Origin of the sequence: Roseovarius sp. THAF9 (assembly GCF_009363715.1) — a bacterium.
In the GTDB taxonomy this organism is placed as follows: domain Bacteria; phylum Pseudomonadota; class Alphaproteobacteria; order Rhodobacterales; family Rhodobacteraceae; genus Roseovarius.
Genome location: NZ_CP045404.1, coordinates 3678148 through 3704196, shown reverse-complemented (window position 1 = coordinate 3704196; position 26049 = coordinate 3678148). Strand labels below are relative to the sequence as shown.

Annotated in this window: 22 protein-coding genes and 1 riboswitch; of the genes, 10 read left to right on the top strand and 12 right to left on the bottom strand. The window is 66.1% G+C overall.

The genetic code is table 11. The features are described from left to right. Positions 1-149: 149 nt before the first annotated feature. Entirely contained in the window at positions 150-383 is a 234-nt protein-coding gene (locus FIU86_RS18170; RefSeq protein ID WP_152476370.1) for an EF-hand domain-containing protein, read from the top strand. Positions 384-569: 186 nt separating this feature from the next. On the opposite strand, the gene FIU86_RS18165 is transcribed toward FIU86_RS18170, so the two are convergent. From FIU86_RS18165 to serB, 4 genes are all read right to left on the bottom strand, one after another. Next, positions 570-1265 (bottom strand): ATP-binding cassette domain-containing protein, encoded by a 696-nt coding sequence (locus tag FIU86_RS18165; protein ID WP_152476369.1) that lies wholly within the window; start codon positions 1263-1265, stop codon positions 570-572. Then, positions 1252-2808, bottom strand: coding sequence for a thiamine/thiamine pyrophosphate ABC transporter permease ThiP (locus FIU86_RS18160; RefSeq protein WP_152476368.1), 1557 nt, complete (start codon positions 2806-2808; stop codon positions 1252-1254). The genes FIU86_RS18165 and FIU86_RS18160 overlap by 14 nt, the downstream gene beginning before the upstream one ends. Beyond that, positions 2784-3776 (bottom strand): thiamine ABC transporter substrate binding subunit, encoded by a 993-nt coding sequence (gene thiB, locus FIU86_RS18155; RefSeq protein WP_152476367.1) that lies wholly within the window; start codon positions 3774-3776, stop codon positions 2784-2786. Before thiB ends, FIU86_RS18160 begins: the two co-directional genes overlap by 25 nt. A 33-nt stretch (positions 3777-3809) precedes the next feature. Continuing rightward, positions 3810-3921, bottom strand: a riboswitch (TPP riboswitch). 281 nt (positions 3922-4202) lie between these two features. Continuing rightward, positions 4203-5075, bottom strand: a complete 873-nt coding sequence (gene serB, locus FIU86_RS18150; protein WP_152476366.1) for a phosphoserine phosphatase SerB — start codon at positions 5073-5075, stop codon at positions 4203-4205. A 448-nt stretch (positions 5076-5523) separates the two neighbouring features. On the opposite strand from serB, the gene FIU86_RS18145 reads away from it, so the two are divergent. The 6 genes from FIU86_RS18145 (at position 5524) to FIU86_RS18120 (ending at position 11728) form a co-directional block, all read left to right on the top strand. Then, positions 5524-6678 carry a phosphoserine transaminase gene (locus tag FIU86_RS18145; RefSeq protein ID WP_152476365.1) on the top strand — a complete coding sequence of 385 codons (1155 nt, stop codon included), beginning with the start codon at positions 5524-5526 and terminating at the stop codon, positions 6676-6678. Further along, the gene (locus FIU86_RS18140) at positions 6678-7160 is read left to right on the top strand and encodes a hypothetical protein (protein ID WP_152476364.1); all 483 of its coding nucleotides are present in this window, start codon (positions 6678-6680) and stop codon (positions 7158-7160) included. Before FIU86_RS18145 ends, FIU86_RS18140 begins: the two co-directional genes overlap by 1 nt. A 98-nt stretch (positions 7161-7258) precedes the next feature. Further along, positions 7259-8851, top strand: coding sequence for a phosphoglycerate dehydrogenase (gene serA, locus FIU86_RS18135; protein ID WP_152476363.1), 1593 nt, complete (start codon positions 7259-7261; stop codon positions 8849-8851). Between the two features lie 281 nt (positions 8852-9132). Further along, a complete protein-coding gene (locus tag FIU86_RS18130; protein WP_152476362.1) occupies positions 9133-9744 on the top strand; it encodes a dimethylsulfonioproprionate lyase family protein in 612 nt (203 codons plus the stop codon). 41 nt (positions 9745-9785) lie between these two features. Next, positions 9786-10484 carry a metallophosphoesterase family protein gene (locus FIU86_RS18125; RefSeq protein WP_152476361.1) on the top strand — a complete coding sequence of 233 codons (699 nt, stop codon included), beginning with the start codon at positions 9786-9788 and terminating at the stop codon, positions 10482-10484. A 68-nt stretch (positions 10485-10552) separates the two neighbouring features. After that, entirely contained in the window at positions 10553-11728 is a 1176-nt protein-coding gene (locus FIU86_RS18120; protein ID WP_152476360.1) for an acetyl-CoA C-acyltransferase family protein, read from the top strand. 62 nt (positions 11729-11790) lie between these two features. Here the strand turns inward: FIU86_RS18120 and pbpC are convergent, their stop codons facing one another. Genes pbpC through FIU86_RS23125 form a run of 4 tightly spaced genes read right to left on the bottom strand, consistent with a single transcriptional unit; the run spans position 11791 to position 19843 of the window. Then, entirely contained in the window at positions 11791-13839 is a 2049-nt protein-coding gene (gene pbpC, locus FIU86_RS18115; protein ID WP_152476359.1) for a penicillin-binding protein 1C, read from the bottom strand. Further along, entirely contained in the window at positions 13826-14404 is a 579-nt protein-coding gene (locus tag FIU86_RS18110; protein WP_152476358.1) for a putative glycolipid-binding domain-containing protein, read from the bottom strand. Before FIU86_RS18110 ends, pbpC begins: the two co-directional genes overlap by 14 nt. Next, on the bottom strand, positions 14401-18003 hold the full coding sequence (locus tag FIU86_RS18105; RefSeq protein ID WP_368373165.1) for an alpha-2-macroglobulin: 3603 nt from the start codon (positions 18001-18003) through the stop codon (positions 14401-14403). The genes FIU86_RS18110 and FIU86_RS18105 overlap by 4 nt, the downstream gene beginning before the upstream one ends. Continuing rightward, the gene (locus FIU86_RS23125; RefSeq protein WP_368373140.1) at positions 17975-19843 is read right to left on the bottom strand and encodes a PAN domain-containing protein; all 1869 of its coding nucleotides are present in this window, start codon (positions 19841-19843) and stop codon (positions 17975-17977) included. Before FIU86_RS23125 ends, FIU86_RS18105 begins: the two co-directional genes overlap by 29 nt. 154 nt (positions 19844-19997) lie before the next feature. Here FIU86_RS23125 and FIU86_RS18100 point away from each other — a divergent pair, with 154 nt between their 5' ends. The 3 genes from FIU86_RS18100 to FIU86_RS18090 all read left to right on the top strand — a co-directional run bounded on the left by FIU86_RS18100 (position 19998) and on the right by FIU86_RS18090 (position 23864). Continuing rightward, a complete protein-coding gene (locus tag FIU86_RS18100) occupies positions 19998-22178 on the top strand; it encodes a response regulator (protein ID WP_152476357.1) in 2181 nt (726 codons plus the stop codon). Between the two features lie 169 nt (positions 22179-22347). After that, positions 22348-23205 carry a DMT family transporter gene (locus FIU86_RS18095; protein ID WP_152476356.1) on the top strand — a complete coding sequence of 286 codons (858 nt, stop codon included), beginning with the start codon at positions 22348-22350 and terminating at the stop codon, positions 23203-23205. Further along, the gene (locus tag FIU86_RS18090) at positions 23202-23864 is read left to right on the top strand and encodes a 5-formyltetrahydrofolate cyclo-ligase (protein WP_152476355.1); all 663 of its coding nucleotides are present in this window, start codon (positions 23202-23204) and stop codon (positions 23862-23864) included. Before FIU86_RS18095 ends, FIU86_RS18090 begins: the two co-directional genes overlap by 4 nt. A 6-nt stretch (positions 23865-23870) precedes the next feature. Here the strand turns inward: FIU86_RS18090 and FIU86_RS18085 are convergent, their stop codons facing one another. From FIU86_RS18085 to FIU86_RS18070, 4 genes are all read right to left on the bottom strand, one after another. Next, a complete protein-coding gene (locus FIU86_RS18085; protein ID WP_152476354.1) occupies positions 23871-24680 on the bottom strand; it encodes a division plane positioning ATPase MipZ in 810 nt (269 codons plus the stop codon). A 197-nt stretch (positions 24681-24877) separates the two neighbouring features. Beyond that, positions 24878-25099, bottom strand: a complete 222-nt coding sequence (rpmE, locus tag FIU86_RS18080; protein WP_103762888.1) for a 50S ribosomal protein L31 — start codon at positions 25097-25099, stop codon at positions 24878-24880. 12 nt (positions 25100-25111) lie between these two features. Beyond that, on the bottom strand, positions 25112-25495 hold the full coding sequence (gene rplS, locus FIU86_RS18075) for a 50S ribosomal protein L19 (protein WP_152476353.1): 384 nt from the start codon (positions 25493-25495) through the stop codon (positions 25112-25114). A 310-nt stretch (positions 25496-25805) separates the two neighbouring features. Then, on the bottom strand, positions 25806-26012 hold the full coding sequence (locus FIU86_RS18070) for a hypothetical protein (protein ID WP_152476352.1): 207 nt from the start codon (positions 26010-26012) through the stop codon (positions 25806-25808). Between the last annotated feature and the right edge of the window lie 37 nt (positions 26013-26049).

Sequence of the window (26049 nt, the reverse complement as noted above, 5' to 3'; positions counted from 1 at the left end):
CCGAGGAAACCGGGCGCTTTGGGCCTGTTTTCGCGCGATCACCGCCTGTCCGGCGACGTGTCTTCCGGGGATGGAATGGTGCGCCCATGTTGAGGGTCCGCGGGCAGCAACGCCCCGGACAACCTGAACCCAGAAAAGGGAAACCAAAGATGACCAAGACACTTTCTGCAGCGACGTTCGCGTTTGCCCTGACCGTCCCGGCGATGGCCTTTGCCATGGATGCGGATACCGACGGCGATGGCATGGTCTCGATGGAAGAATTCCAGGCCGCGATGCCCGAAGCACCGACCGGCACGTTCGAGCAGCTGGATGCGAACGCAGATGGCCTGCTGAGCGAAGACGAGATCGCCGCCGGGCAAGAGGCGGGCATCCTGCCGGCATAAGCCGCCACTCGGCCGGGGCGTGCGTGTTTTTCCCCATCCTTTGCGCACGCCCCAATTAATACCCCGGAACCTTTTATGAAATCCCGGGGCGCGGCACGGGCCGGCAAGCGGGCACATTCCCCAGATGATCATATCTGTGCCCGACCTCTCCGAGGCCCGTGCCGCTTTTTCTTTTGAAATGAAGGCTCAGGAGCCGAGATAGTCGCGCAGGACCGGCGGCGGATCGTCGAGAAGATCGGCGGTCGGCTGCGGGGCGTGAGCGGTGGCATCGGCCACGAGAATGGCCTGCGCCGTGATGCGGCGGGCGTCCTCTGGCGCGTGGGAGATCATCATGATCGTCGCGCCGGTTTCCCCCGCGATCTCGGCCACGAGGTCGAGCATCTCCATCCGCAGGGCGGGGCCGAGCGCGGCGAAGGGTTCATCGAGCAATAACAGCGGCTTGTCCTGAAGCATGACGCGAGCCAGTGCGGCGCGGCTGCGCTGGCCACCCGACAGTTCGCCGGGTTTGCGGGTGTCCATGCCGGCGAGACCGACACGGTCGAGCGCGGCTGTGACGCGGGTCCTGTCGTCCTGCGACAGGCGCAGGTTGGGCGACAGGCCGAGGCCCACGTTCTGCGCGAGCGTCAGGTGGGGAAAGAGGTTGTCCTCTTGAAAGAGCATGGCGACGGGGCGGGCGCCCGGGGGCTGATCCGTGATGTCGATGCCGTCCCACGTGATGCGGCCATGCTTCACGGGCAGGAAGCCCGCGATCCCTTCGATCAGGGTGGACTTGCCCGCGCCGGAGGGGCCGATCACCGCGACGGTCGCGCTGTCTGGCACGGTGAGGTCGGCGGTCAGCGCGAAGCTGCCGTTGCGGATGGTCGCGCCCTCAAGTTTCAGCATGGCGGTGCCCCCCACGGTCCAGCAGCCAGAAGACTCCGAAGGACAGGATCAGCAGAAGGAAGGACGCGGCGGCGGCGGCCTCCATCTGGTAGGAGCCCATGAGGCGGTAGATCTGCAATGGCAAGGTGGCCACGTCCGGGTCGGCAAAGAGCGTGATGACGCCGAGATCGCCCATCGAGAGGGCGGCGGCCAGACCGGCGGCAAAGCCGATCTGCGGGCGCAGGCGGGGCAGCAGGACATGGCGCAAAAAAGGCAAACCGGCCATGCCGAGAGACAGGCCGAGACGGCCTTGGCGCGCCATGATATCGCGGGCGCGGGGCACGAGGATGCGCAGCGCGAAGGGCAGGACGGTGATAGCGTTGACCAGCGCGGTGACGGGAAGCGCGAAGGCTTGGGGGTTGGCATAGGGCCGGATGGCGATGAAGAGCCCGGTGCCGATCACGAGCGGCGAGGCGGCGAGGCCGAGAAGGCCCGCGATTTCAACCATACGGCCCCGTTCTGTCGCGATGGCGGTGGCCATGGGCAAGGCCATGCACAGCAGCAGGACCGTGCTGAGCGCGGCGACCCATAGGGAGGTGAGCGCGGCGGTCCAGACCTGGCCCGGCATGTCGGCAAAGCCGGGTAGGCCGGACAGAGCGATGGCCATGAGCGGCACGAGCAGGAAGACTGCCGCGACAAGGATGAACAGCGCGTCAATGCACCGCGCGGTGGTCGTTTTTCCGTCGAACCGGCGCAACCCGCGGTCGAGACCGGAGCCGAACCCTTCGCCGCGCGCCAGCCAGAGGGCGATGCCACCGGCGAAAACCGTCAGGCCAAGCTGCACGGCGGACAAAAGCGCGGCCCGCCCAAGATCGAAGTCAAACCTGAACGCTTGGTAAATGGCGAGTTCTATCGTGGTGGCACGCGGCCCGCCGCCGAGGGTGAGCGCGACCGCAAAGCTGGTGAGGCAGATGGCGAAAATCACGGTGAAGGCGCCGGGGACTAGACGCAGAAGCATGGGCAGTTCGATCACGCGGAACATCGACCAGCCATCGATGCCCAGAAGCGTGGCAAGGCGGAAACGTTCGGCGGGAATTTCCTGCCAGCCTTGCAGGACAAGGCGGGTGGCAAGCGGCAGGTTGAAGAACACATGCGCGAGGACCACGCCGTGAAGCCCGTAGATCTGCACCGGAGGCAGGCTGAGCGTGCCGAGGGCCGCGCTGACCCAGCCGCCACGCCCGAAGACCTCGATCAGGCCGAGCACGGCGACGATCACGGGCAGGATGAACGGGGCGCCCAGAAGGGCAATCAGCAGGCTACGGCCGCGGAACCGGCGGCGGGCGAGGGCGCGGGCGACGGGGATGGCCAGAAGCACGGAAAACAAGGCTGATAGGGTGGCCTGTACCAGCGTGAAGCGCAGGGCGGCCCAGTCGGCAGCATTGAAGCCGCGCCCGGTTTCGGCGCGCAGGGCGACCGCCAGAAGCGCCCCGAAGATGAGCACCGCCACGAGGGCGGCGGCGCTCCATCCCGGTCTGGCGCTTAGCGGCTGAGCGCGTTCAGCCATTCATCCAGCGCTGCATCGCGGGCGGCGGCGGCCTCTTCGGCGCTGAGCAGCAGGGATTTTTCCGGTTGGATCAGGGTGTCGAATCCGTCGGGCAGGCCCCCCTCAAGCTCCTTGGCCGGATACATCCAGTTGGTCGTCGGGATGACGGACTGGAAGTCCTGGGTCAGCATGAACGCGAGGAAGCGATCGACCAGTTCGGGCTGGTCAGTAGAGGCCAGTTTCCCGGCTACCTCGACCTGCATGTAATGGCCCTCGTCGAAGGCGGCGGCGGTCTTGCTGGCGTCCTCCTCGGCGATCAGGTGATAGGCGGGCGATGTGGTATAGGAAAGCACCATGTCGGCCTCGCCTTCGAGGAAAAGGCCGTATGCTTCGGTCCAGCCCTTGGTGACGGTGACGATGTTGTCCGACAGGCCTTCCCAGATCGCCGGGGCCTCGTCGCCATAGGCGGTCTTGACCCACATCAGCAGGCCCAGGCCGGGCGTGGAAGAGCGCGGATCCTGGATGACGATGGAGGTGTCGCTGTCGGCCAAGGCCTTGAAATTTTTGGGCGCGTCCATGTCCTTGTCGTGGACGAAGGCGAAATAGCCCCAGTCGTAGGGCAGGAAGACCGGGTCGTCCCAAGAGATCGGCAGATCGAGGTCGGGGGACTGGCCGTGTTCGGCGAAAAGGCCGGTGTCCTTGGCGGCGGCCATCAGGTTGGTGTCGAGGCCGAGGACTATGTCGGCGTCGGTATTCTGCCCCTCCAGCCGGACGCGGGCGAGAAGGGCCGCGCCGTCCTCGACGCCGACGAGATTGAGATCGCAGTTGCAGGTGGCCTCGAACGCCTCTTCGATCTGCGGGCCGGGGCCCCAGTCGGCGACGAAGCTGTCATAGGTGTAGACGGTCAGTTCGGGCGTCCCGCTTGAGTCCTGCGCCATCGCGGACGTGGCGGTGAGCAGACATCCCGCAGTGAAAACAAGGCGTTTCATGGCATCCTCCCTTTCGGCGGAAGGGGCGGCGCGATGCGGGTGCATGACCTTCCCTCCGCCGGTGTCAGCCGGTTCAGGTTCAACGGGTTCGCGATGTGCATCTCAGTCGCCGGGTCTTGGCCGGTCGACACCCCGAGGTTTCAAAGAGGAACGTAGGGGCAAGCCGTGGGCGGGACAAGGCGAATTGGCGAATCGGAAGGTTAATCTCGTCGGAAGGCCCGGAATGACGTCGGTATCGCGTCGGTATTCGGGTGGTATCGCGTCGGTGTTGGCGTCGCTGGTAGCAGAGTAAACGTACAGCGCGGGGTTGCGGCGAAGTAAGAGCAGGTTGACGGTTGCCACAGCCGGTGAGGTTCCGGGTCACGCCCGGGACGGGGTGTGCGGACTGTTGCGGGCTGACCGAGGGCGCATGGGCTTTCGCCCACCCTACAGGATCTGGAAATCGTTGCGGTCGTAACCTTGCAGGTAAAGGAGCGCCGTGAGATCGCCGTGGTTGATGCGCAGATCGCATTCGGCGGCGACGGAGGGCTTGGCATGGAGCGCGACGCCGCTGCCGGCGCGGGCGAGCATCCCGAGGTCGTTCGCGCCGTCGCCCACCGCCAGCACGTCGATGTCGGAGATGTTGAGGCGGGCGGTGATGTCGGCGAGCGCCTGCACCTTGGCCGCGCGCCCCAGGATGGGACGGGCAACGTCGCCGGTGAGCTTGCCGTTCTCGACAAGCAGGGTGTTGGCGCGGTTCTCGTCAAAGCCGAGCAATGTCGCGATATGCGAGGTGAAGGCGGTGAAGCCGCCCGAGACGAGGGCGGTGTAGGCGCCGTGGGCCTTCATCGTAGCGAGCAGGGTGGCGCCGCCGGGCATGAGGGTGATGCGGGTGTCGAGCACCTCGGCGATGACGTCTTCGGGAAGGTCTTTCAGAAGCGCGACGCGTTCCAGAAGGGCGCCTTCGAAGTCGAGTTCACCGTTCATGGCCCGGGCGGTGATGTCTTTCACATGAGCGCCGACGCCGGCCTCCTCGGCCAGTTCGTCGATGCACTCCTGCTGGATCATGGTGCTGTCCATGTCGGCCAGCAACATGCGCTTGCGGCGGTTTTCGGACGGTTGGACGACAAGGTCGGTGCGCAGGGTTTGCAGGTTGTCCCAGACCTCCCATTGGTTGTCGGGGAGCGCGGCCATGTCGAACTCCGCCGCCTCGTCGGGCGAGAGCCAGCGGGCGTCGAACCCGCCCCAGGCGTTGCGCAGGTTCTCGACCAGGGCGGGGTCGAGTGTGCCCGGAGGGGCGATGAGGGTGGTGGTGAACATGGGGGCGTCTCCGCTGTGCGCTTAAGGTGCGGCATAGCGCAGGTTGGGGTGGGGTTCTAGGTGGGGATGATTGGCCGCGCGGAATCAAGGCGCAGCTCACTGCGCTGCCGCGCGATCGCCAGACCGCCCGGACGAGCTGGCGATTGGGAGACGTCGGCGCGCCGATCAAAAGTTTTCCGGATTTAGCTGACATAAAGTGCCCTGAAGTGCTGGCGGTCGCCATCCCGCGGTCTGGCGACCACGCGGCTTGGGATGGAGCGCGTGGGTTTTCACCCACCCTACGCGCGCCGAAACGAAGTTTCCTATGATAGCCGTCCGGGTCGCATCCGTACACTGAACTGCCGCTGGCAAGCGATTTCTAGGCTTGCGGGCTGCGGGCGACAGGCGTATCCAGACAATTGGGACACCCCTCCCCAACGAGGGGCGCTTATCTGGAAGGATAGCAGCAATGGCTACTGACTACCCGGCGACGCGGCCGGCGAATCCGCGTTTTTCCTCCGGCCCCTGTGCCAAACCCCCCGTTTTTGACCTGAGCAAGCTTAACGACGCCCCGTTGGGCCGGTCGCACCGTGCCGCCGTGGGCAAGGCCAAGCTGAAGGCCGCGATTGACGGCACGCGCGAGGTGCTGGGGATTCCCGACGACTACAAGGTCGGCATCGTGCCCGCGTCCGATACCGGCGCGGTCGAGATGGCGATGTGGAGCCTGCTTGGCGAACGCAAGGTCGAGATGCTGGCTTGGGAAAGCTTTGGCGCGGGCTGGGTCACCGATGCGGTGAAGCAACTGAAGCTCGATGCCGAGGTCAAGACAGCCGAGTATGGCGAGATCGTCGATCTGAACGGCGTGGATACGGACAATGACGTGGTCTTTACGTGGAACGGCACGACGAGCGGCGTGCGCGTGCCGGATGGCGATTGGATCAAGGCGGACCGTCAGGGGCTGACGATCTGTGACGCGACCTCTGCGGCGTTTGCGCAGGACCTGCCGTGGGACAAGCTGGATGTGGTGACGTTCTCTTGGCAGAAGGTGTTGGGCGGCGAGGCGGCGCACGGGATGCTGATCCTGAGCCCCCGCGCGGTGGAACGGCTGGAGAGCTATACGCCGCCCTGGCCGATGCCGAAGATTTTCCGACTGACCAAGGGTGGCAAGCTGAACGAGGGCATTTTCGAGGGTGCGACGATCAACACGCCGTCGATGCTGGCGGTGGAGGATTACCTGCTGGCGCTCGACTGGGCACGCTCGGTCGGCGGGCTGAGTGGCCTGATGGCGCGGGCGGATGCCAACACCAAGGCGGTGGCGGATTTCGTCGGCACGCATGAGTGGGTCGCGTTCCTGGCCGAGGACCCGGCCACGGCGTCGAACACCAGCGTCTGCCTGAAGTTCACCGATGACCGGATCAGCGACGGTGCGGCGTTTGCCAAGGCCGTGGCCAAGCGGCTGGAGGCCGAGGGCGTGGCCTATGACGTGGGCGCCTATCGGGATGCGCCTCCGGGCCTGCGCATCTGGTGCGGGGGCACGGTGGAGACGGCCGATGTGGCCGCGCTGATGCCGTGGATCGAATGGGCGTTCAACGCCGAGATCGCGGCACTGGCGGAAACGGTCTGATGACCTTCGCCGATCCGCTGGTGCGCCAGCTGGCCGATTTCGTGGAAAGCATCGGCATCGAGGTGCGGGCCGTGGACATGCCGGAACCCACCTTCCTTCCCGGGCTGGACATCCGGGATGGCGCGCTGTGCATCGACGCGGCGCGGCTGGCCTATCCGGGCGATATCCTGCACGAGGCCGGTCATATTGCCGTTGCCGATGCCGCGCGGCGAGACCAGCCGGCGCTGAAGCCGACACAGGCAGAGGAAATGGCCGCCATGGCATGGTCCTATGCCGCCGTGCGGAACCTGGGCCTTCCGGAGGAAACCGTGTTTCACGGCGACGGCTACCAAGGCGGGGCCGGCAACCTCGTGGACGCGTTTCGCGACGGTGGCGGGCCCGGTGTGCCGGTTCTGGGGTGGCTGGAGCTGACCACGGATCCCCATGCGCCCCACGCGGAGGGCAAACGCTGTTTCCCGCACATGGACCGCTGGGTCCGGTAGCGGGCGACCCTGATTGCGCGCCGGCCCGCTGAGGGGCCCGCGCCTTTTACATTTCAAACGACGCGGTGGCAGGACCACCGCAAGACACGGAGCTTCTCATGCCCAAGGTACTCGTATCCGACAAACTTTCCGAAACCGCCGTGCAGATCTTCCGCGACCGGGGGATCGAGGTGGATTTCATGCCCGAACTGGGCAAGGACAAGGAAAAACTGGCCGAGGTGATCGGCGATTATGACGGCTTGGCGATCCGTTCGGCCACCAAGGTGACGCCGACGATCCTGGAGGCGGCCAGGAACCTGAAGGTCATCGGTCGCGCCGGGATCGGCACCGACAATGTCGACAAGCCGGCGGCCAGCAAGAAAGGCGTGATCGTGATGAACACGCCCTTCGGCAACATGGTGACCACCGCCGAGCACGCCATCGCGATGATGTTCGCCGTTGCGCGCCAGATCCCCGAGGCGAGCGCCAGCACCCATGCCGGCAAGTGGGAGAAGTCCAAGTTCATGGGGGTCGAGCTGACCAACAAGACGCTGGGCATCATCGGCATCGGCAATATCGGCGGTGTCGTGGCCGAGCGGGCGCGGGGGCTGAAGATGAAGGTGGTCGCCTATGACCCGACGCTGAGCGAGGAGAAAATCGCGCAGAAGGGGGCCGAGAAGGTGGACCTCGATACGCTGCTGGCGCGGTCGGATTTCATCACGCTGCACACGCCGCTGATTGATGCGACGCGCAACATCCTGAGCCGTGAGAACCTTGGCAAGACCAAGAAGGGTGTGCGGATCGTCAACTGTGCCCGAGGTGGGCTGGTGGACGAGGCCGCGCTGGCGGAGTTGCTGCAATCGGGGCATGTGGCGGGCGCGGCGCTTGACGTGTTTGCCGAGGAACCGGCGACAGAGAACCCGCTGTTCGGGCTGCCCAACGTCGTCTGCACGCCGCATTTGGGGGCTGCGACCAGCGAGGCGCAGGAGAACGTGGCGCTTCAAGTGGCCGAGCAGATGTCGGATTACCTGCTGACGGGGGCCGTGACCAACGCGTTGAACATGCCGTCGGTGACCGCCGAGGAAGCCAAGGTGATGGGACCGTGGATCAAGCTGGCCGATCATCTGGGCAATTTCATCGGGCAGATGACGGACGAGCCGATCAAGGCGATCAACCTGCTTTACGATGGCGTGGTCAGCGAAATGAACCTGGAGGCGCTGACCTCCGGGGCCGTGGCGGGGATCATGAAGGCGGTCAATCCGGAGGTGAACATGGTCTCGGCGCCGCTCATCGCCAAGGAACGGGGCATCAAGATCTCGACCACCAAGCAGGACAAGTCGGGCGCGTTCGAGGGTTACATCAAGCTGACCGTCGTGACGGCGGAGCGCGAGCGGTCGATTGGCGGGACGGTGTTCAGCGACGGCAAGCCGCGCTTTATCCAGATCAAGGGGATCAACATCGACGCCGAGATCGGGCAGCACATGCTGTACACGACGAACCGTGACGAGCCGGGCATCATCGGCGCGCTGGGCCAGACGCTGGGCGGTAATGGTGTGAACATCGCCAACTTTACCCTGGGCCGGTCGGCGGCGGGGGCCGAGGCGATTGCGCTGCTTTACGTGGATGCGCCGGTGCCGGATGACGTCATTGCCAAGCTGCACCAGACGGGGCTGTTTCAGCAGATCCGGGCGCTGGAGTTCGATGTGGGGTGAGGGCGAGGGTGTCGCGTGATTGCCAGCCCGTCGCACCAGAGGTGCGCCGTTCATAGTCGGCACGCCTCCGGCGTGACGGGCGCCCCCCTTTCGGCGATTGCGAGCAATCGCCTTTCGGTCAGCGGGCGATCGCGCGGCGGGCCTGACGGCCCTTGATTCCGCGCGGATGCGCACTGCTTGAAGGGTCCTCCTGCGAAAAACGACCATATCCGGGTCGCTGCTGCGAAAGCCGTGGCGGCCCGTTCGCGCTAAGGAAGGTGCATTCGCTCCAAGAGGTTCCGATGCACGATCCGTTCCAGAAGTTCCTGTTCGAGATGGCGGCGGTGTTTCGCGCCGAGGGGCGTGAGTGTGCCACCGAGACTGCCGCGGCGCTGCTCTCGGCGACCGAGGTTGCGCTGCTGAAGAACGACTCGCCCGGCGATACGGACGCGATCTGCGTCCTGCTGACGGCTTCGCCCTTGGCGGTGGCCCGGGCGGCCTTGGCGGCGTATGATGAGCTGCCCTGGGGCCATAACCCGGTGTCGAGCCAGATGAAGCCCGAGGACGAGGCGCTGTTCTCGGTGGTGGACCTGATGGGCCCTGAGGCGCCGCTGTATTGTCCGACCCTGCGGGCGGGTCTCTATTATCAGCGCCCCAATACGCGCTATGGGCTGCATTCTCATGCCGCCGTCGAGACCTATGTGATCATCGCAGGCCGGGCGCTTTGGACGGCGGGCGACGCGCAGCGCGAGATGATGGCAGGGCATTCGGTGCATCATACGACCTACCTGCCCCATGCGTGCCAGACCGGCGACGAGGGCGTGGTTGCGCTGTGGCGCTGGTCGGGGGATATCGGCATCGACAGCTACCGCGTGCATCACGGGGCAGAGGCGTTCGGGGCCGTCGCCGCCTGAGACGGGTTTGCAGCCGGGCCGTGGCGCATTAAGTCTGTGGCATGACCGAACCGATATACGTGATCCCCGATATTCATGGCTACCGAACCGAGCTTGACCGCGTGCTGGACCGCGTGGCGCAGAACGGCGGTGAGGACGCGCGAATCGTGTTCCTTGGCGACTACACCGACCGGGGGCCGGACAGCCGTGGCGTGTTGCAGACGCTGATCGACGGGATCGCGGCGGGGCGGAACTGGACCGCGCTCAGGGGCAATCACGATCAGATGTTTCTGGATGCGCTGGAAGGCCGGATGGAACCCGAGCGCTTTCAGTGGTGGATGCAGGGAAACCTGGGTGGGCGTGAAACGCTGGCCTCTTACGGAGAGTATAAGCCCACGTATGAAGGCGACTGGCGCGAGAAGATACCTGGCCTGCATCGGCAATTCCTGAGTACCTTGCCGTACACCCATGAGACGGACGACCTGTTCCTGTGCCATGCCGGGATTTCGCCGGGTACGCCGCTGGAGCGCCAGGTGCCGGAAGATCTGATGTGGATCCGCGAGCCGTTCCTTTACGACACCCGCGACCATGGCAAGCTGGTGGTGCACGGACATACGCCGGTCAATGCGCCCGAGCATCACGGCAACCGCGTCGCGCTGGATTGCGGCACGGGCTGGGGGCGGCCCTTGCAACTGGCCGTGTTCGAGGGGCGGGATGCGTGGGTCCTGGCGGAAGACGGCCCGGTGCCGCTGGTGCCGTGACGGCACGTTGGGGTTGCGGGATGTGCAGTTGGCGGCGATGATCGGAATAATGATATAGGGAGGCTCTCATGACGGATATCGTTCTTCTGGATGGTGCGCGCACCGCCATCGGCACATTTGGCGGATCGCTGGCGGGCACGCCGCCGGCGCAGTTGGGGGCCATCGCAACCAAGGCCGCGCTGGAGCGGTCGGGCGTAGAGCCGGGGCAGGTCGGCCACGTGGTTTTCGGCCATGTCATCAACACCGAGCCGCGCGACATGTACCTGAGCCGGGTCGCGGCGATGGAGGCGGGCATACCCGAGACCACGCCGGCGATGAACGTGAACCGCCTTTGCGGGTCGGGCGCGCAGGCGGTGGCCTCGGTGGTGCAATCGCTGATGCTGGGCGATGCCGAGTTCGGCGTCGCGGGCGGGGCCGAGAACATGAGCCGCTCGCCCTTTATCGTGCCGGATCAGCGCTGGGGCGCCAAGATGGGCGACGTGCGCACACTGGACATGATGCTGGGGGCGCTGAACTGTCCCTTTGGCACGGGGCATATGGGCGTGACCGCCGAGAACGTGGCGTCCGAGCATGACGTCAGCCGCGAAGATCAGGACGCATTTGCGCTGGAAAGCCAGAACCGCGCGGCGAAGGCCATCGAGGCGGGGCACTTCGCCAGCCAGATCGTGCCGGTCGAGGTACGGGTGAAGCGCGACATGGTGGCGTTCGAGACGGACGAGCATCCCAAGCCGACGACCGCCGAGGGGCTGGCCGGGCTGCGCGCGGCGTTTCAGAAGGACGGCACGGTGACGGCCGGCAACGCCAGCGGGATCAATGATGGCGCCGCGGCGCTGGTCTTTGCCCGCGCCGAGGCCGCCGAGAAGGCGGGGCTGAAGCCCAAGGCGCGCGTGCTTGGGTATGCCCATTCGGGTGTGCGCCCCGAGGTGATGGGGATCGGGCCGGTGCCGGCGGTGGAAAGCCTTCTGAAAAAGACCGGGCTGAGCGCCGGGGATTTCGATGTGATCGAATCGAACGAGGCCTTTGCGGCGCAGGCGATTGCGGTGAATCGCGGGCTGGGGCTGGATACGGACAAGGTGAACCCCAATGGCGGCGCGATTGCGCTGGGCCACCCGGTGGGGGCCACGGGGGCGATCCTTGTAGTGAAGGCGCTTCACGAGCTGGAGCGGATCGGCGGCAAAATGGCTCTGATCACGATGTGTATTGGCGGCGGGCAAGGGATTGCCGTGGCCATCGAGCGGATGTGATGCGCCGTGCCCGGAATCTTTGAAAGTTTCCGGGGCGATTTCTTTTCAAGAAATCGGGTGCCTCAGTCGATCCAGACGGTGACGCTGCTGGAGCGACCCATCGCGTCGATCACCGACAGCTTGGAATAGCCCTGGGCGAGGCCGGTCAATTCGGCCTCGCGGCGGCGGGTACCGGTTTTCTGCGGCGTACCGTTGGCGAGCCATGTGAAGGGCGGCTTGCCGTCGCGCAGTTTGACCGTCAGGCGACCGTCCTGAATGGGCAGGCGGGCGCCGGCGGGGGGGAAGATCAGCTTGGGCGCATCCTCGGACGGCTGGAACACCGCGTCGCGGCCGGCGAAGCGGCGCAGCGGTTGCGGCAGGCGGGCGGTGGGCAATAGCAGCGCCTCTGGCGGAGGCGGCGGCAGGGGGTCGGCTTTGGGTTTCAGGCGCTGGAACGCCTCGAACAGCACCGGCGCGGCGAGGTCCCCGCCGAAGGCGCCGGGGACGGGCGTGCCGTCGGGGCGGCCGATCCAGACGACGGCGACGTGGCGGCCGTCGAAGCCCACGGCCCAGGCGTCGCGGTGGCCATATGAGGTGCCGGTCTTGTAGGCGAGGCGGCGCTTGGGCGCGCCGGGCGGTGGGGCGAGGCCCGCGAGGATGTCGGCCACGTGCCAAGCGGCGGCGCGGTTCAAAACACTCGAGGGCGTATGTTTGAGGGCGCCCTGACGCCAGTTCAGCGGGCGGGTGTGGCCGCCATTTGCCAGCATGGCGTAGGCGGTGGTCATGCCTTCGAGCGTAATGCCGAGGCCGCCAAGGCCGACGGCGAGGCCGGGCTGGTCGCCGGGCAGTTCGGTGCGCACGCCCGTGCGGCGCAGGGTGTCGAGCAGGTGGGCGGGGCCGATCTCGTCCAGCAGAAGAACTACGGGGATGTTGAGCGACTGGCGCAGGGCGTCGGCCACGGTCAGCTCGCCCCGGAAGGCGCCGTCGAAATTCTGTGGCGCGTAGGTGCCGAAGGCGACGGGGCGGTCGTGGATCAGCGTCTGAGGATGGGCAAGGCCGCGGTCGAAACCCATGGCGTAGATGAACGGCTTGAGGGTGGAGCCGGGGGAGCGCTTGGCGCGGGTCATGTCGACGAAGCCGGAGCGTGCGTCGCCGATGCCATAAGTGGCGGAGCCGACGGAGGCGAGGATGTCGCCGGTCTGGTGGTCGGCGATCATCATGGCGATGGAGACATCGGCGGGCAGGTCGCGCAGGCTGTGCGTGGCGAGGCGTTCAAGGGAGGCTTGCAGGGGTGCGTCGAGCGTGAGGTCATGGCGCAGGCGCGCGGGATCGTCCGAGACCGCGCGGTCGGCCATGTGCGGCGCGAGGGACGGGAAGGCGCGGCGGGTGTGAGGCACCGGCTCGGTCAGGGCGGCCGTGACCGCGCCGGGCGTCAGCAGGCCGTCGCGTTCTGCGCGGGCGAGGACGCGGGCGCGGGCCTCGGCGGCCTGAAAGTGGTGCCGGTCGGGGCGGCGGGATTCGGGCGATTGGGGCAGGGCCACCAAGAGGGCGGCTTCGGCGGGTGTCAGGCGGCGGGGGTCCTTGCCAAACCATGCGTAGCTGGCGGCGCGGACGCCTTCGATATTGCCGCCGAAGGGGGCGCGTTCGAGGTAGAGTTGGAGGATCTGTGCCTTGGTGAGACGACGCTCCAACGCCAGCGCGACGCGGGCCTGTCGGAGCTTGCCACTGAGCTGGCCGGTGCCGCTGTCCTCGAGCAGCCGCGCGACCTGCATGGTCAGGGTGGAAGCGCCGGAGACGACCTCGCCGTTCCAGATGGCCTGCGCGGTCGCGCGGAGGATGGCGCGGGGGTCGACGCCGGAATGGGTGTAAAAGCGTTTGTCCTCGTAGGCGATGAGCATGTCGAGATAGCCCGCGTCCACCGCGTCGGGCGTGGCGCCGAGACGCCAGCGGCCTTCCTCGACGGTGTAGACCCGCAGGAGTTTGCCGTTGCGGTCGCGGACCTCGGTGGAAAGCGGAGTCAGGAGGGGCGGGAGGTCGGTGGCGGCGATCCAACTGTCGAGCTTGTCGCGCCCGAGGCCGGCGGCGAAGAGCGTGAGCGCCAGCAAGAGGAGGAGGCGGTCAAAGCGGAACATGCTGGTCTTCCGCGTGCCAGAGGCCGGGATAGTCGGTGACGAAGCCCGCGTCGTTTACCTCGAGCGTAGTCGTATAGTCGGTCTGTTCGGCGCGGTAGTCGATCACGCCATACGTTTGCGTACGTTTATAGGTCTGATCCAGCGGCGCCAACGTGGCAGCGGGGTAGCGCAGCCACGCGGCGCGGGTGGTCAGGGTGTCGTCCTGCTGTTTCGCAAGGCGGCGCAGGGGCATGAGGTTGGTGGCGGGGGTGAAGCTGAGGTCGATGTCGGTTGCGTCCTTCAGCCCGGGTTGCGGTGTCTCGTTCAGCAGCCATTCGCCATTGCGGTGGTCGATATGCAGGCGGACGTCCATCTCGCCATGGGTGCCGGCGATATCGGCGTCGAGGGTCTGCCAGTCCTCAGAGCAGCGCACGACGTAATCCAGCGCGGCGAAACCGTCATCGTCGTGAAAACGGGCGTGGCCGACCAGCAGCCAGCCGTGATCGGCGCGGGCGAGGCGGCAGGTGTCCTGCCCCTCGCAATAGAGCGCGCGCCAAGTGATCGTGGCGACGGTCTTGCCCGTCATTCTGCCGTGACCGTCATCCGCCCGGTGGCCGAGCGGGCGCGGTATTGCGGGCGGTACATGTCCTCGATCGAGGCTGCCGGGTGGTGATAGCTGCCGGGGCTGATCGCGCGGACGATATAGGCGAGGCGGAAGGCCTTGTCCGAGCGCCAGTCGACGGCGGCAATGAAGCGGTCGGCGCGGAACTCTGAATGTTCGGCATTGGCCGGGTCGAGCCAGTCGAGCGCGTTCACGTCGCCCGAGCGCAGCAGGTTCGGGTTGTCTATCTCCAGCCCGGCGGGCAGAGGGTCGTCGATGATGAGCCGCGCCTCGCCTTTCTCGAAGGGGCGGACCGTCAGGACGGTGACGAGGCGGGTGCCGGTGGGCACTGTCGACAAGTCCACGGGCGTGCCGTCCATGTCGAAATAGCTGCGTTCGATGGCATAGCCATAGCCGCCGGCCGCGGGCGGCGTCAGAGGCACGCCGAGGGTGGTGAGCGTGATGTCGGTGGCGTTCGCGCCGGTGTTGGTGAGGGTCTGCGGCGTGAGCGACGTGGCGGAGATGTTGCGCACGAAGGGGCCCGAGACCGGCTCGCCACCAAGCGAGAGACCCGAGACGGAGGGGTCGCTGAGAAGCGCGCGGGCGGCCAGAAGGGACCACGCCTGTTCCTGTGTCGACATGTGCGGGCCTTCGGCGGTGATGGCGCTGGCCAGAGCGTCGGTGTTGACGGCATTGCTGCCCGCCTCGGTCGCGAGGGTCAGAACGCCGGCGCGGTCGCGCAGGCGGGTGCCATAGTCAGCACGCCAGACCTGGCCTTCGTCGCCGGAGGTCTGATTGATGCGTTGTTGCGCGGCGGCGAACATGCGGTCGGCGCGGGTCTGGTCGCCGTAGAAGGCAAGGGCGGCGCCAAGCTGGGCCTGGGCCAGGGGCGTGGCGAAGGCCTCGGCCTTGACGTCCGCGTAGTAGCGCAGGTCGCCCATGCGGGCGGCCCCCTCGCGGGCGAGGACCATGAGGGCGTAGGCGATGTCTTCGCCGCCGGAGTCGAAGTCGGGGGCGTAGTTGACGCGGTTGCGCAGGTTGTCCATCGCCATGGTGTACGCGGTGTCGGGGACGTCGAAGCCTTCGGATTTGGCGCGCGATAGGAAGTCGGCCACATAGGCGTCGAGCCAGAAATCGCCGGAACTTGCCCGCCAGAGGCCGAAGCTGCCGCCGGAGGATTGCCGGGTCAGGATGCGGGCGATGGATTGGTCGATGCGCTTTTGCGCATCGGCCTCGGAGGCGAGGCCCATCGCGGCGGCGACCTGGTTGAAGTAAAGCAGCGGCATGGCGCGGCTGACCACCTGTTCGGTGCAGCCGTAGGGGTAGCGGTCGAGCGCGGCCAGAAGCCGGGGCGCGTCGAGTTTCGCAAGCGGCCCGGCGGCGAGGATGGCGCTGGCCGTGTCGGGGCGCAGGTCTGCGAAGACGTCGTCACCCAGCGTGAAGCTGTCGCCCGCGCCGAGCGAGAAGCGGCGGGTGGTGGCGATGACCGGATCGTTGGAGCGGATGCCCAGCGGCATGTCCTTGGTCAGGTGTTTGCCGTCGGGCGTGGTGAGGGCGATGCGCACGGAAGCGTCGCCCACGTCGCCCGCCGTGATAGGCAGGGAGAGCGTGGTTTTCTCCTGTTCGCCCAGTTCGAGGCCGGAGGGGATGGCGCCACCCAAAGTGAGGCCGGTGCCGGAGACGTCGAGGCCCATGCGGCCCGTGGGCCCTTCGGTGTGCTGGATTTCCAGCAGCAGTCGGCTTTCGTCGCCGGGGGCGAGAAAGCGCGGCAGGGAGGCGGTGACGACGACGGGGTCGCGCACGATGGTCTCGTCCTCGGCCTGGCCCACGGCGGTGGGGGACCACGCGACGGCCATGAAGCGGACGGTGCCGTTGAAGTCGGGCATGTCGAAGCTGGCCAGCGCGGTGCCATCGGGGCCGATTTCCAGCGGGCCGGTGAAATAGGCGACGAGGTCCTCGGTGGGGGGCGGCTGGGTGCCGGACAGGGGGTTGCCCGCGTCGCCGCCGGAGCGGACCTGGCCCTCGGCGCCGTTCATGCCGTCGATGAGGCGGCCATAGAGGTCGCGGATTTCCACGCCGAGGCGGCGCTGGCCGAAGTAGTGCTCGGACGGGTCGGGCGACTGGAAGCCGGTGATGTTGAGCACGCCCACGTCGACGGCGGCGAGGGTGACATAGCCGGTCTGACCATCCGCCAACCCGTCGACGTTGACGGTGATGTCCAGCGGCCCGCGCGGGGCGGCGGTGTCGGGGGCGTCTATGGAGACGGTCAGCTGCTTGTCGCCCGGGGCGATCTTGGCGTAGCTGAGGCCGAGCGAGCGCGCCGGGTTCTGGCCCGCGCTGACGTTCATCGGGCGGATGACCTGGGCTGTGACATAGGCGCCCGCGCCCCAGTCCTCGGTCACGGAAAGCGGGATGGTGTTCTCGCCCTCGGTGACCTCGACCGCCTGGCGTTCGATGACGTGGCCCGACATGACGGTGATCAGCGCGGTGCCGGCATAGCGGGGCACGACGCGCAGTTGGGCGGTGTCGCCGGGGGTGTATTCGGGTTGGTCCAGTGACAGATCCAGCGTGTCGGGCGTGTCGCTGGCGTCGGCGGGGGCGTACCAGCCGGCGTAGAAATCGGTGGAGGACGAGACGTAGTCGCCGCCGGTGCGTTCCACGACCAGTTCATAGTGGCCCCATTCGACGGGGGCAGAGACGGTCAGGGGATCGGACCCCAGCGCGGCATCGCCGGTGGCGACCTGTTCGCGTGTCGTTATAGGCTCCCACTTCCACGAGCCGTAATCCTGGTACCATTGGTAGCGCGTGGTGACGCGGTTGACGGTCCATTTCACGTCCATCGGGACGGGTGTGAGGTCGGGCGAGATGCCGATGATCTGGAAACGGGCTTGGCTGCCCTCGGCCACCACGCCGTCGGCCATCGGCTTGATCCCGATCATGGGGCCGGCGGGGGCGAGCATGCGATTGAGCCTGCGTTCGACCGGGCGGCCGGAACCCTCTTGCAGGGTGACGGTGATGTCGGCCTCGAACGGGCGGTCGGTGACGTCGAATTCGGGAATTTCGGCGGCGATCTGAAGCTGGCCATCCGCGCCGGTCTTGCCGCCGGGCAGGTAGCTTACACGCGTGCCGACCAGGTCGTCGTGACGGCCGAAATTGTAGCCGGGGAAGTCGTCGAGCGTGGTGCGCGCCGAGAGGCGCACGTTGCCGTCGGCCACCAGCCCGGCACCGGGGGCGCCGAAGAGATAGCGTGCGTCGATTGTGAGCGGCGGCGTGTCGCCGGGGCGGATGGGGCCCTCGGGCAGCGAAAGGTCGAAGTCGATGCGCTCGGGCAGGAAGTCCTCGACCAGCAGGGTACGGCTGACCAGCGGTTGTTCCTCGGGGTCCGAGAAGATGTCGAGTGTCCAACTGCCGGTGGGGACGGATGTGCCGACGGGCAGGGTAAAGACATGGCCGCCCGCATCGTCATCGCCGGAAAGCTGGCGGGAATATTCCACGCCGTCGGGGCGGCGCAGGATGGCCGTCAGAGGCAGGCCGGGGATCGCCTCGGCCACGTTGTCACGGGCAAGGGCTGTGGCGTGGATCACCTCGCCCGGGCGGTAGGCGCCGCGGTCGGTGGCGAGGAAAACGTCGATTGGGGGGCGCGGGGCGGCGACCCTCGACGCCGCGATCCGACAGGTCGAAGGCGGGATCGGTGAGCGACAGGAAGGCCATGTCATCGTCGCCCGCCTTGGCCAGCAACAGCGCCGGGGCGGCGCCGGAGGTGCCACGGGTCAGGCCGGGCGCGAAAAGGGCATGGCCCTGGTCGTCGGTCGTCGCCGTTCCAAGCACGCGGTTGGAGCGCGAGAGCAGGGAGAGTTCGACGCCGGATTCCGCCTGTGCATCGGCCAGCCCGCGCACGAAGACATGCAGGCCGTCATTGCCCTTAAGCGTGGTCAGGCCAAGGTCGGTCAGCACGAACCATTGCGTGGCGCCGGGGTTGTCATAGCTGTCGGCGCCTTCGATGCTGGCGGTCAGGGCGTAGATGCCCGGAGGCTGGTCGGCCAGCACCTCGCCCAGCGGCAGGCGGGTGGTCATGTTGCGATTGAGCGTGTTCTGCACGTCGCCGGTGCCGGTCCAGACCTCCTCGGCGATTTCGGAGTTGAATTGGCGCTCCTGGTGCTGGCTGAGAGGGCGGCCAAAGTAATCCTCCTGCATGGTGCGCAGAAGGTTGCGGTCGGAGACGCGGCGCAGGAGCAGCTCGACCTCGTCGAGATTGACGGTCTCGATCGGCAGGGCAGTGTCGGCGGCCTTGGGCAGGATGTAGGCCCGGCCCGGAAAGCTGACACGCGGAGAGCGGTCGCGGACGTAAAGGGTGATGTCGGTGTCGCGCTGAAGGGTTTCGCCGCTGGCGGCGGGCAGCCCCTCGCGGAAGGTGACGCGGTAGCGTTCGCCGTGTTGGACGCCGGCGATGCAGATCTGGTTGCCGTCTGGCTGTACCACGAGGCCGGGATCGGGCAGGCGGACGAAGGGCGTGTAATCGGTGCCGGCCTCGACCAAAGGCTCGGAGAATTCGGCGCAGAGGCGCGGCTGGGCGCTGTCGCTGTCGGCGCGGTGATCGGTGATGCGAAAGCCGTACTTGGCGATGGCGGCATCGAGCGCGGTCATCACGTCGTCGCGCGGTTGGATAGATTCGGCAAGGCGCAGGGTGGGCACGGTGGCCTGACCCCGGCCCATCGTTTCGAGCGCCTGGGACATGAGCAGAAGCGCGTTGATGCGAGCCGGGTCACTGGGTGCGCGCAGGTAGGCATTGGTCGCAGCCTGAAAGGCGCGGTTTGCGTAATTGCGTTTCTCGGAGTTGTTCTGCGTCGGGATCAGCAGCGACAGGCGGGCGTACTCGGCCCATTGGTCGGCGGCGTCGGAACGGGCCACGGCGGCGCCCATCCAGCGCATGGCATTCAGGTAATCCTGCTGCGCGATGCGGTCCTGCGCGGCATTCACCATGGCGGGCACGTCCCATTGGCCGCCGGGATGGCGCGCGCCGATGCCGGTGGCTTGGGCTCGCGCCTGGTTCAGATCGTCGGGGTTGAGGAAATCCAGATCGGCGGCGCGGGCGGGCGCATCCGCGAGGACGCGCGCGTCAGTGTTGAAGACCTCGGCGGAAATCGCGCCGTCGTAGGGTTTGGTCTCGGACAGGGCGCTTTTGGGGAAACAGGAATTGGAGCGGCTGTTGAAGGTATAGGCGCGGCAGGCCGTGTTGGAAAAGCAGAGGTTGCGGCAGGCCTGAAGCGTGGTGTCGAAGAGCGGGTCGAGATCGGAGCCGAAGAAATCGACGTCCTTGGTGACCACCTCGCGCCGCTCGGGGACGGCATCCTGAGCCAGCGCGTCAGGGGCGACGAGGCCGGTAGAAAGGCAGAGGACAACGGCGGCAAAAAAGCGTTGGAGCATAATACCCTCCTTCAACGAATGGCGACATGCTGCCACGGCCCCCGCGCCAAGACAACGATTCCCGCCGCTGATCCGGGTCAGGATTTAAACACTTGTTCATCATAATAAGGGAAGTTGAGGCGCAAGAGTCACCGGCAAAGGCGGAGGTTGGGGCATGAGCCTTGCCAACAAACTGGCGGAGGAACGGCGGGCCCGGTTGGCCGCTGAACGTCTGCTGGAACAGAAACAGGCGGAGCTTCAGGCTGCGAACCGCAAGTTGGGCCGCCACGCCCGTGCGCTGAGCGAGGAAATTAACGAGACCCGCGCCGAGGTGCAGACCGTGCGCGACGAGAACGCGCGGGTGAAGTCCGACCTGAACGTGGCCAACGAGAAGGTGGCGATTGCCGAGCGGCGCTTGTGGCATTCGATCCAGACGATCCAGGACGGGTTTGCCTTTTTCGACGCCGACAGCCGGATGATCGCCGCCAACCACGCTTGGCTGGGTGTTTTCGAAGGGCTGGAGGACGTCAAGCCGGGCATCAGCTACGTCGAGATCCTGCAATGCGTGACCGAGGAGGGTGTCATCGATATCGGGGATGCCGACCCCGCCGCGTGGCGCGAGAGGATGCTGGATCGCTGGCAGACCGTGGCGCCCGAGCCGGAGATCATACGTCTGTGGAACGGGGCCTATATCAAGCTCATTGACCAGCGTGGGCAGACCGGCGACGTGGTGAGCCTGGCGCTGAACATCACCGACACGATCCGGTACGAGGAACGGCTGAAAGAGGCGCGGCGCAAGGCGGAAACGGCGAGCCGGGCGAAATCGTCTTTCCTCGCCAACATGAGCCACGAGATCCGCACGCCGATGAATGGCGTGGTGGGGATGGCGGAGCTGTTGAAAGACACCGAATTGGACGAGGAACAGCTGCTTTACGCCAACACGATCAAGAATTCGGGCGAGGCGCTGCTCGTCATCATCAACGATGTGCTGGATTACTCCAAGATCGAGGCGGAAAAGCTGGTTCTGCATGAAGAGCCGTTCGACCTGGAACGCTGCATTCACGAGCTGATCATGCTGATGCAGGCCAATGCGCGGGATAAGGGGATCGACCTGCTGGTGGATTACGACCTGTTTTTGCCGACGCGTTTCGTGGGCGACCCGGGGCGGTTGCGGCAGATCATGACGAACCTGCTGGGCAACGCGGTGAAGTTTACCGAGCAGGGGCATGTCATGGTGCGGGTCGTGGGCGTGGAGGCCGGCACCGAGGGCGCAGCACGCCTGCACGTGACGATAGAGGACAGCGGGATCGGCATTCCCGACGACAAGGTCCGGCACATTTTCGGCGAGTTCAACCAGGTGGATGACGAGAGCAATCGCAAGTTCGAAGGCACCGGGCTGGGCCTTGCGATCTCTGAAAAGCTAGTGAAGTTGATGGGCGGCGAGATTTGGGTCGACTCGGTGGAGGGTCAGGGCTCGACCTTTGGCTTTGCCGTGGAATTGCCGCTGGCCGAGCCGGATGCGGAACAGGATTTCAGCGTGCCCGATGGGTTGCGCAAGGTGCTGATCGTCGAGACGAACGCGCTGAACCGCGCGATCCTGGAGCGGCTGTTCGCGGCGCTGGGGGTCGAGGTCGTGTGCTGCGACAGCGGGGCGCGCGCGCTGGAGGTGATGGGCGAAGATGTCAGCCTTGTCATAACCGACCACGTGATGCCGCAGATGGACGGGATCGAACTGGCCGAGGCACTGAAAGGCGACGGGCACGCGGCGCCGGTTCTGCTGTTGAGCGGGAACACCGGCAGCGTGGATCAGGACCCGGGCCGGGTTTACGTTGACGCGGTACTGCAGAAACCCTTCCCCCGTAACGAGCTTTTCGCCGCGCTGACGCAGGTGTCGGGCGCGCTGGCGGGCGGCGTGGCCGCGCCCGAGCGACCCCAGGAGCCCAGCCGCGTGATGCGCGTGCTGGCGGCGGAGGACAACAAGACCAACCGGCTGGTCTTTTCCAAGATGGTCAAGGCGCTGGATATCGACCTGAAATTCGCCGTGAACGGCGAGGAGGCGGTGGCGTTCTATCGGTCTTTCGCGCCCGATATCGTGTTCATGGACATCTCGATGCCCGAGATGGACGGCAAGGAGGCCACCCGCGCCATTCGCGAGATCGAAGCGGATGGCGGCGTGCATGTGCCCATCGTGGCGATGACGGCGCACGCGATGGATGGCGATGAGGACGACATCCTGTCGGCGGGGATAGATCACTACCTGTCGAAGCCGCTGTCGAAACAGGCGCTGATAGACCATGTGAGCGCCGCCTGCCCCGAGGGCGTGCGCCCGCCGCAGGAAGGCCAGAACGCGGCGTAGTACGGGGAGACGGGACGCATGCGGGAGGGACCGTGCCTTGAGGGGGCGCAATAGCGAACCGGCTCGGTGGAACAGGCTATGGGGGGACCCTACGCCGTTTTGCCGGGCCGTGATGAAATCCGCGGCGCCGGGCTTTACTTTCTGATCAAATTCCGGGCAGTTTCGCGGCATGAATGCGCATCTCAAGGGGCTGCTGCTGACCACGCTGGGCGTGTTGTTCGTGGTTCCCGATTCCCTGTTCGTGCGGCTGATCGAGGCCGAGCCGCTGGTCGTGGCCTTCTGGCGCGGGATCACCGCGGGGGTCTTCATCTTGGTGGGCGTGCTGGCGTTCATGCCGCGCGGCGCGACCCGCGCCGCGCTCAGCACCGGATGGCCGGGCGTGATCTACATCGTGCTGATGGGCTCGACCGCGCCGGGGTTCGTGCTGGCGGTGACGCAGACCAGCGTGGCGAACGTGGTCTTCATCTTTGCCTCGATGCCGGTTTTTGCCGCCATTTTCGGCAAGGTATTCCTGGGTGAAGGGATCAGCAAGCGCATGGTGCTGACCATGCTGGGGGTGTTCGCGGGCCTGGCGATCATCGCCTATGGCTCGGGCGAGAACGAGATTGCCAGCTGGAAAGGCGACGTCTGGGCCGTGATCGTCTGCGCCTCTTACGCAGGCGCGCTGACGGCAGTGCGGCAGTTGAAGGACATCTCGATGATCCCGGCCATTCCGGTGGCCTATATCGGCGCGGGGCTGGTGGTGCTGCCCTTCGTGTCACCGTGGGTGCCGGTCGCGGCGCAATGGCATTTGTTTGCGCTGCACGGGGGTTTCATTGCGGTCGCGACCTGCTTTCTGACGCTGGGGCCGCGCTATATCAGCTCGGCGGAGGTGTCGCTGCTGATCTTGCTGGAATCGGTGCTGGCGCCGCTGCTGGTCTGGGCCGTGGTGGGCGAGGACCCGGGGCGCTGGGCCATCGTGGGGGGCGCCGTGGTGATCGGGGCGCTGCTGGTGTCGAACATGGTGGCGCTCAGGCGGCGGCGATGACCGGCGCGGAGGATGACACGGGTGGGGAGGCACCCTGTTTCGCACAGGACGTGGTGGGCGGCCATGTCGTGGATGCGCAGACATGGGCCGACGTGGCGCAGTTTCGCAAGAGCGATCGCGCCCGGCTTTATGCCCTGCGCAAAGAGCTGTCGCAGGACGAGTTGGCCCGGCAGGCGGCGGCGGTGATGGCGACGCTCGACCGTGTTCTGGGGGATGTGGGGGGCAAGACAGTGGCCGGGTACTGGCCGATCCGTGGGGAACTGGACCTGCGGTCGTGGTTTGGCCGGGCCGGCGAGGCGGAAGCGCAGGTGGCGCTGCCGGTGGTGGTGGAAACGGGCCGTGCGGTGGAGTTTCATCTTTGGCGGCCCGGCGCGAAGATGACGCGCGGCATCTGGAACATACCCGTCCCGGCCGAGGCGAAGGCGGTCACGCCCGATATCCTCATCGTGCCGCTGCTAGGGGTCGATGACGGTTGTTACAGACTGGGTAATGGCGGCGGGTATTACGACATGACGCTGGCGGGGCTGACGCCGCCGCCAAGGGTGATCGGGGTGGGGCATGATTTTTGCCCCGTGCAGACGATCTTTCCCCAGCCCTGGGACGTGCCGATGGATGAGGTGATCCTGGGCGACGGGTCGCATGTGCGCCGGGACGGCTGAGCACCGTCAGAAATCGACGGTCACGGCGGGCAGGTTCAGGGCCTTGACCAGATCGCGCAGTTCCTGACGCGCGGCGACGTTGGAGATGTTGAGCCCCTTCACGCCGATATCCTTGAGGTCCAAGAGGGTCAGGCCGCGTGGGAAAAGCTCGCGGAAGATGACCCGCTCGTTGAAGCCCGGCGCGGTGCGAAAGCCGATGCGCTTGGCGAGGTTTTCCAGCGCGGCCCCCATCTTTTCCTTGTTCACCATTTGCTGCGCGCCCAGCCGGTTGCGCACAACGATCCAGTCGATCGGTTTCAGACCCGCCTGCGCGCGCAGCTGCCGCGCGTTCCAGACCATCTCGGAATAGACCGAGGGGCCGAGGATCTTCTGCCCGTCGGTGTCGACATGGGCGAGCAGGTCGAAATCGACGAAGCTGTCGTTCAGCGGCGTGATCAGGGTGTCGGCGAGCGAATGCGCCACCTGGCTGAGCCGTGTGTGCGAGCCGGGGCAGTCGATGATGATGAAATCGCTGTCGGGTTCGAGTTCCGCCACGGCCGCCGAGAGACGACGGTCATAGACGTTCTCGCCGGGTTTAAGCTTGTCGGGATCGACCTCGGGCAGGTCGTGGTAATGCGGGCCGGGCAGGTCGAGCCCGGCTTTTTCGAGGTAAGCCTTGCGGTTGTGGGCGTAGCGGCCAAAGGTCTTTTGCCGCAAGTCGAGGTCGAGCGCGCTGACGTTGAAGCCCATTCGGGCGAGTGCCGTGGCGACATGCATCGAGACGGTGGATTTGCCCGCCCCGCCCTTTTCGTTTCCGACGACGATGATATGTGCCATGCCCGTGCCCTTGTGTCCCGCTTGTGATCCGGCGAACTGCCTTGCAGGTTTGGACGCTACTTTATGGTGTATGAAGGTCCGGTTGAAGCCGGTTTGAGACGATCGCGCGAAAATATTGCATTTGCGCCATGCCGGGGCCGGAACGAAAAACGCCGCCCCGGATGGAGCGGCGTTTCGATGTCGCGGACACGGGTGGCTTAGAAGCCGAGGCCGGCGTACTTGTTCTTGAACTTCGACACGCGGCCGCCGGAATCCATCAGGCGAGTGCCGCCGCCGGTCCAGGCGGGGTGGACGGAGGGATCGACGTCGAGCGACAGGGTGTCGCCTTCGCTGCCCCAGGTCGAGCGCATCTGGACGACGGTGCCGTCGGTCATCTTCACGTCGATGAAGTGATAATCGGGGTGCAGATCTTTTTTCATCTGGTCCGCTCCTTACGCGTTGGCGCCCGACTTGGGCTTGTAGGTGGTGTCTTCTGCGATACGGGCCGACTTGCCGCGGCGCTGGCGCAGGTAGTAAAGCTTGGCGCGGCGGACGCGGCCACGGCGCACAACCGCGATGCTGTCGATGTTGGTCGAGTAGAGCGGGAACACCCGTTCCACGCCTTCACCGAAGGAAATCTTGCGTACGGTGAACGAGCCGGCGATGCCTTCGCCGTTCTTGCGGCTGATGCAGACGCCTTCGAAGTTCTGAACACGGCTGCGGGTGCCTTCGGTCACCTTGAAGCCGACGCGCACGGTGTCGCCGGCTTTGAAATCGGGGATGGTTTTCCCCAGTTCGGCGATTTGTTCCGCCTCGATTTCAGCGATCAGGTCCATCTGATCCACTCCTATGTTGCTTGCGGTTGGTCCGCAAAGGTGATGCGCGGCCTTGAGAGCTCCTGGTCTTCTATCGGGTCCACTTGGAAGTGCCCGCCGGAGGTCAGGTCGTCATGTCTTTTGTCTCGGGTCTGTCTGCCGGGCGGGGTGGGTGCCGAAGAAAGCGTCCCAATGTGCCAAACAAACAGGTCCGGACGACTCAAAAGAGCCCCGGACGGGCGGTGTATAGGAGTAAATGGGCTGTCGATCAAGTCACTTGAAGCGCTGTCGTTCAGTTCGTTTCGGGCACCACGTCTTATGGCATCCAGCGTCAGCCGTCGCCGCCGTCGGCCTGTCCCATGCCTTTGCTTCGGGCGATATCGTAAGCGTTGTATCCGGCGGACGGCGCGTGCGCTTTGTGCGATTGTTTTTCCGACGCGAGTATCTGATGCCTGCGGCGAAGCAGGAACGCATAGATCGCGACAAGGCAGAGCAACGCAATCGGAGCGAGGATCATAAAAACCTGATTTGCCGTCATGCGCATCCTCAACCGCTCGTAAACGTATCACTGTAGA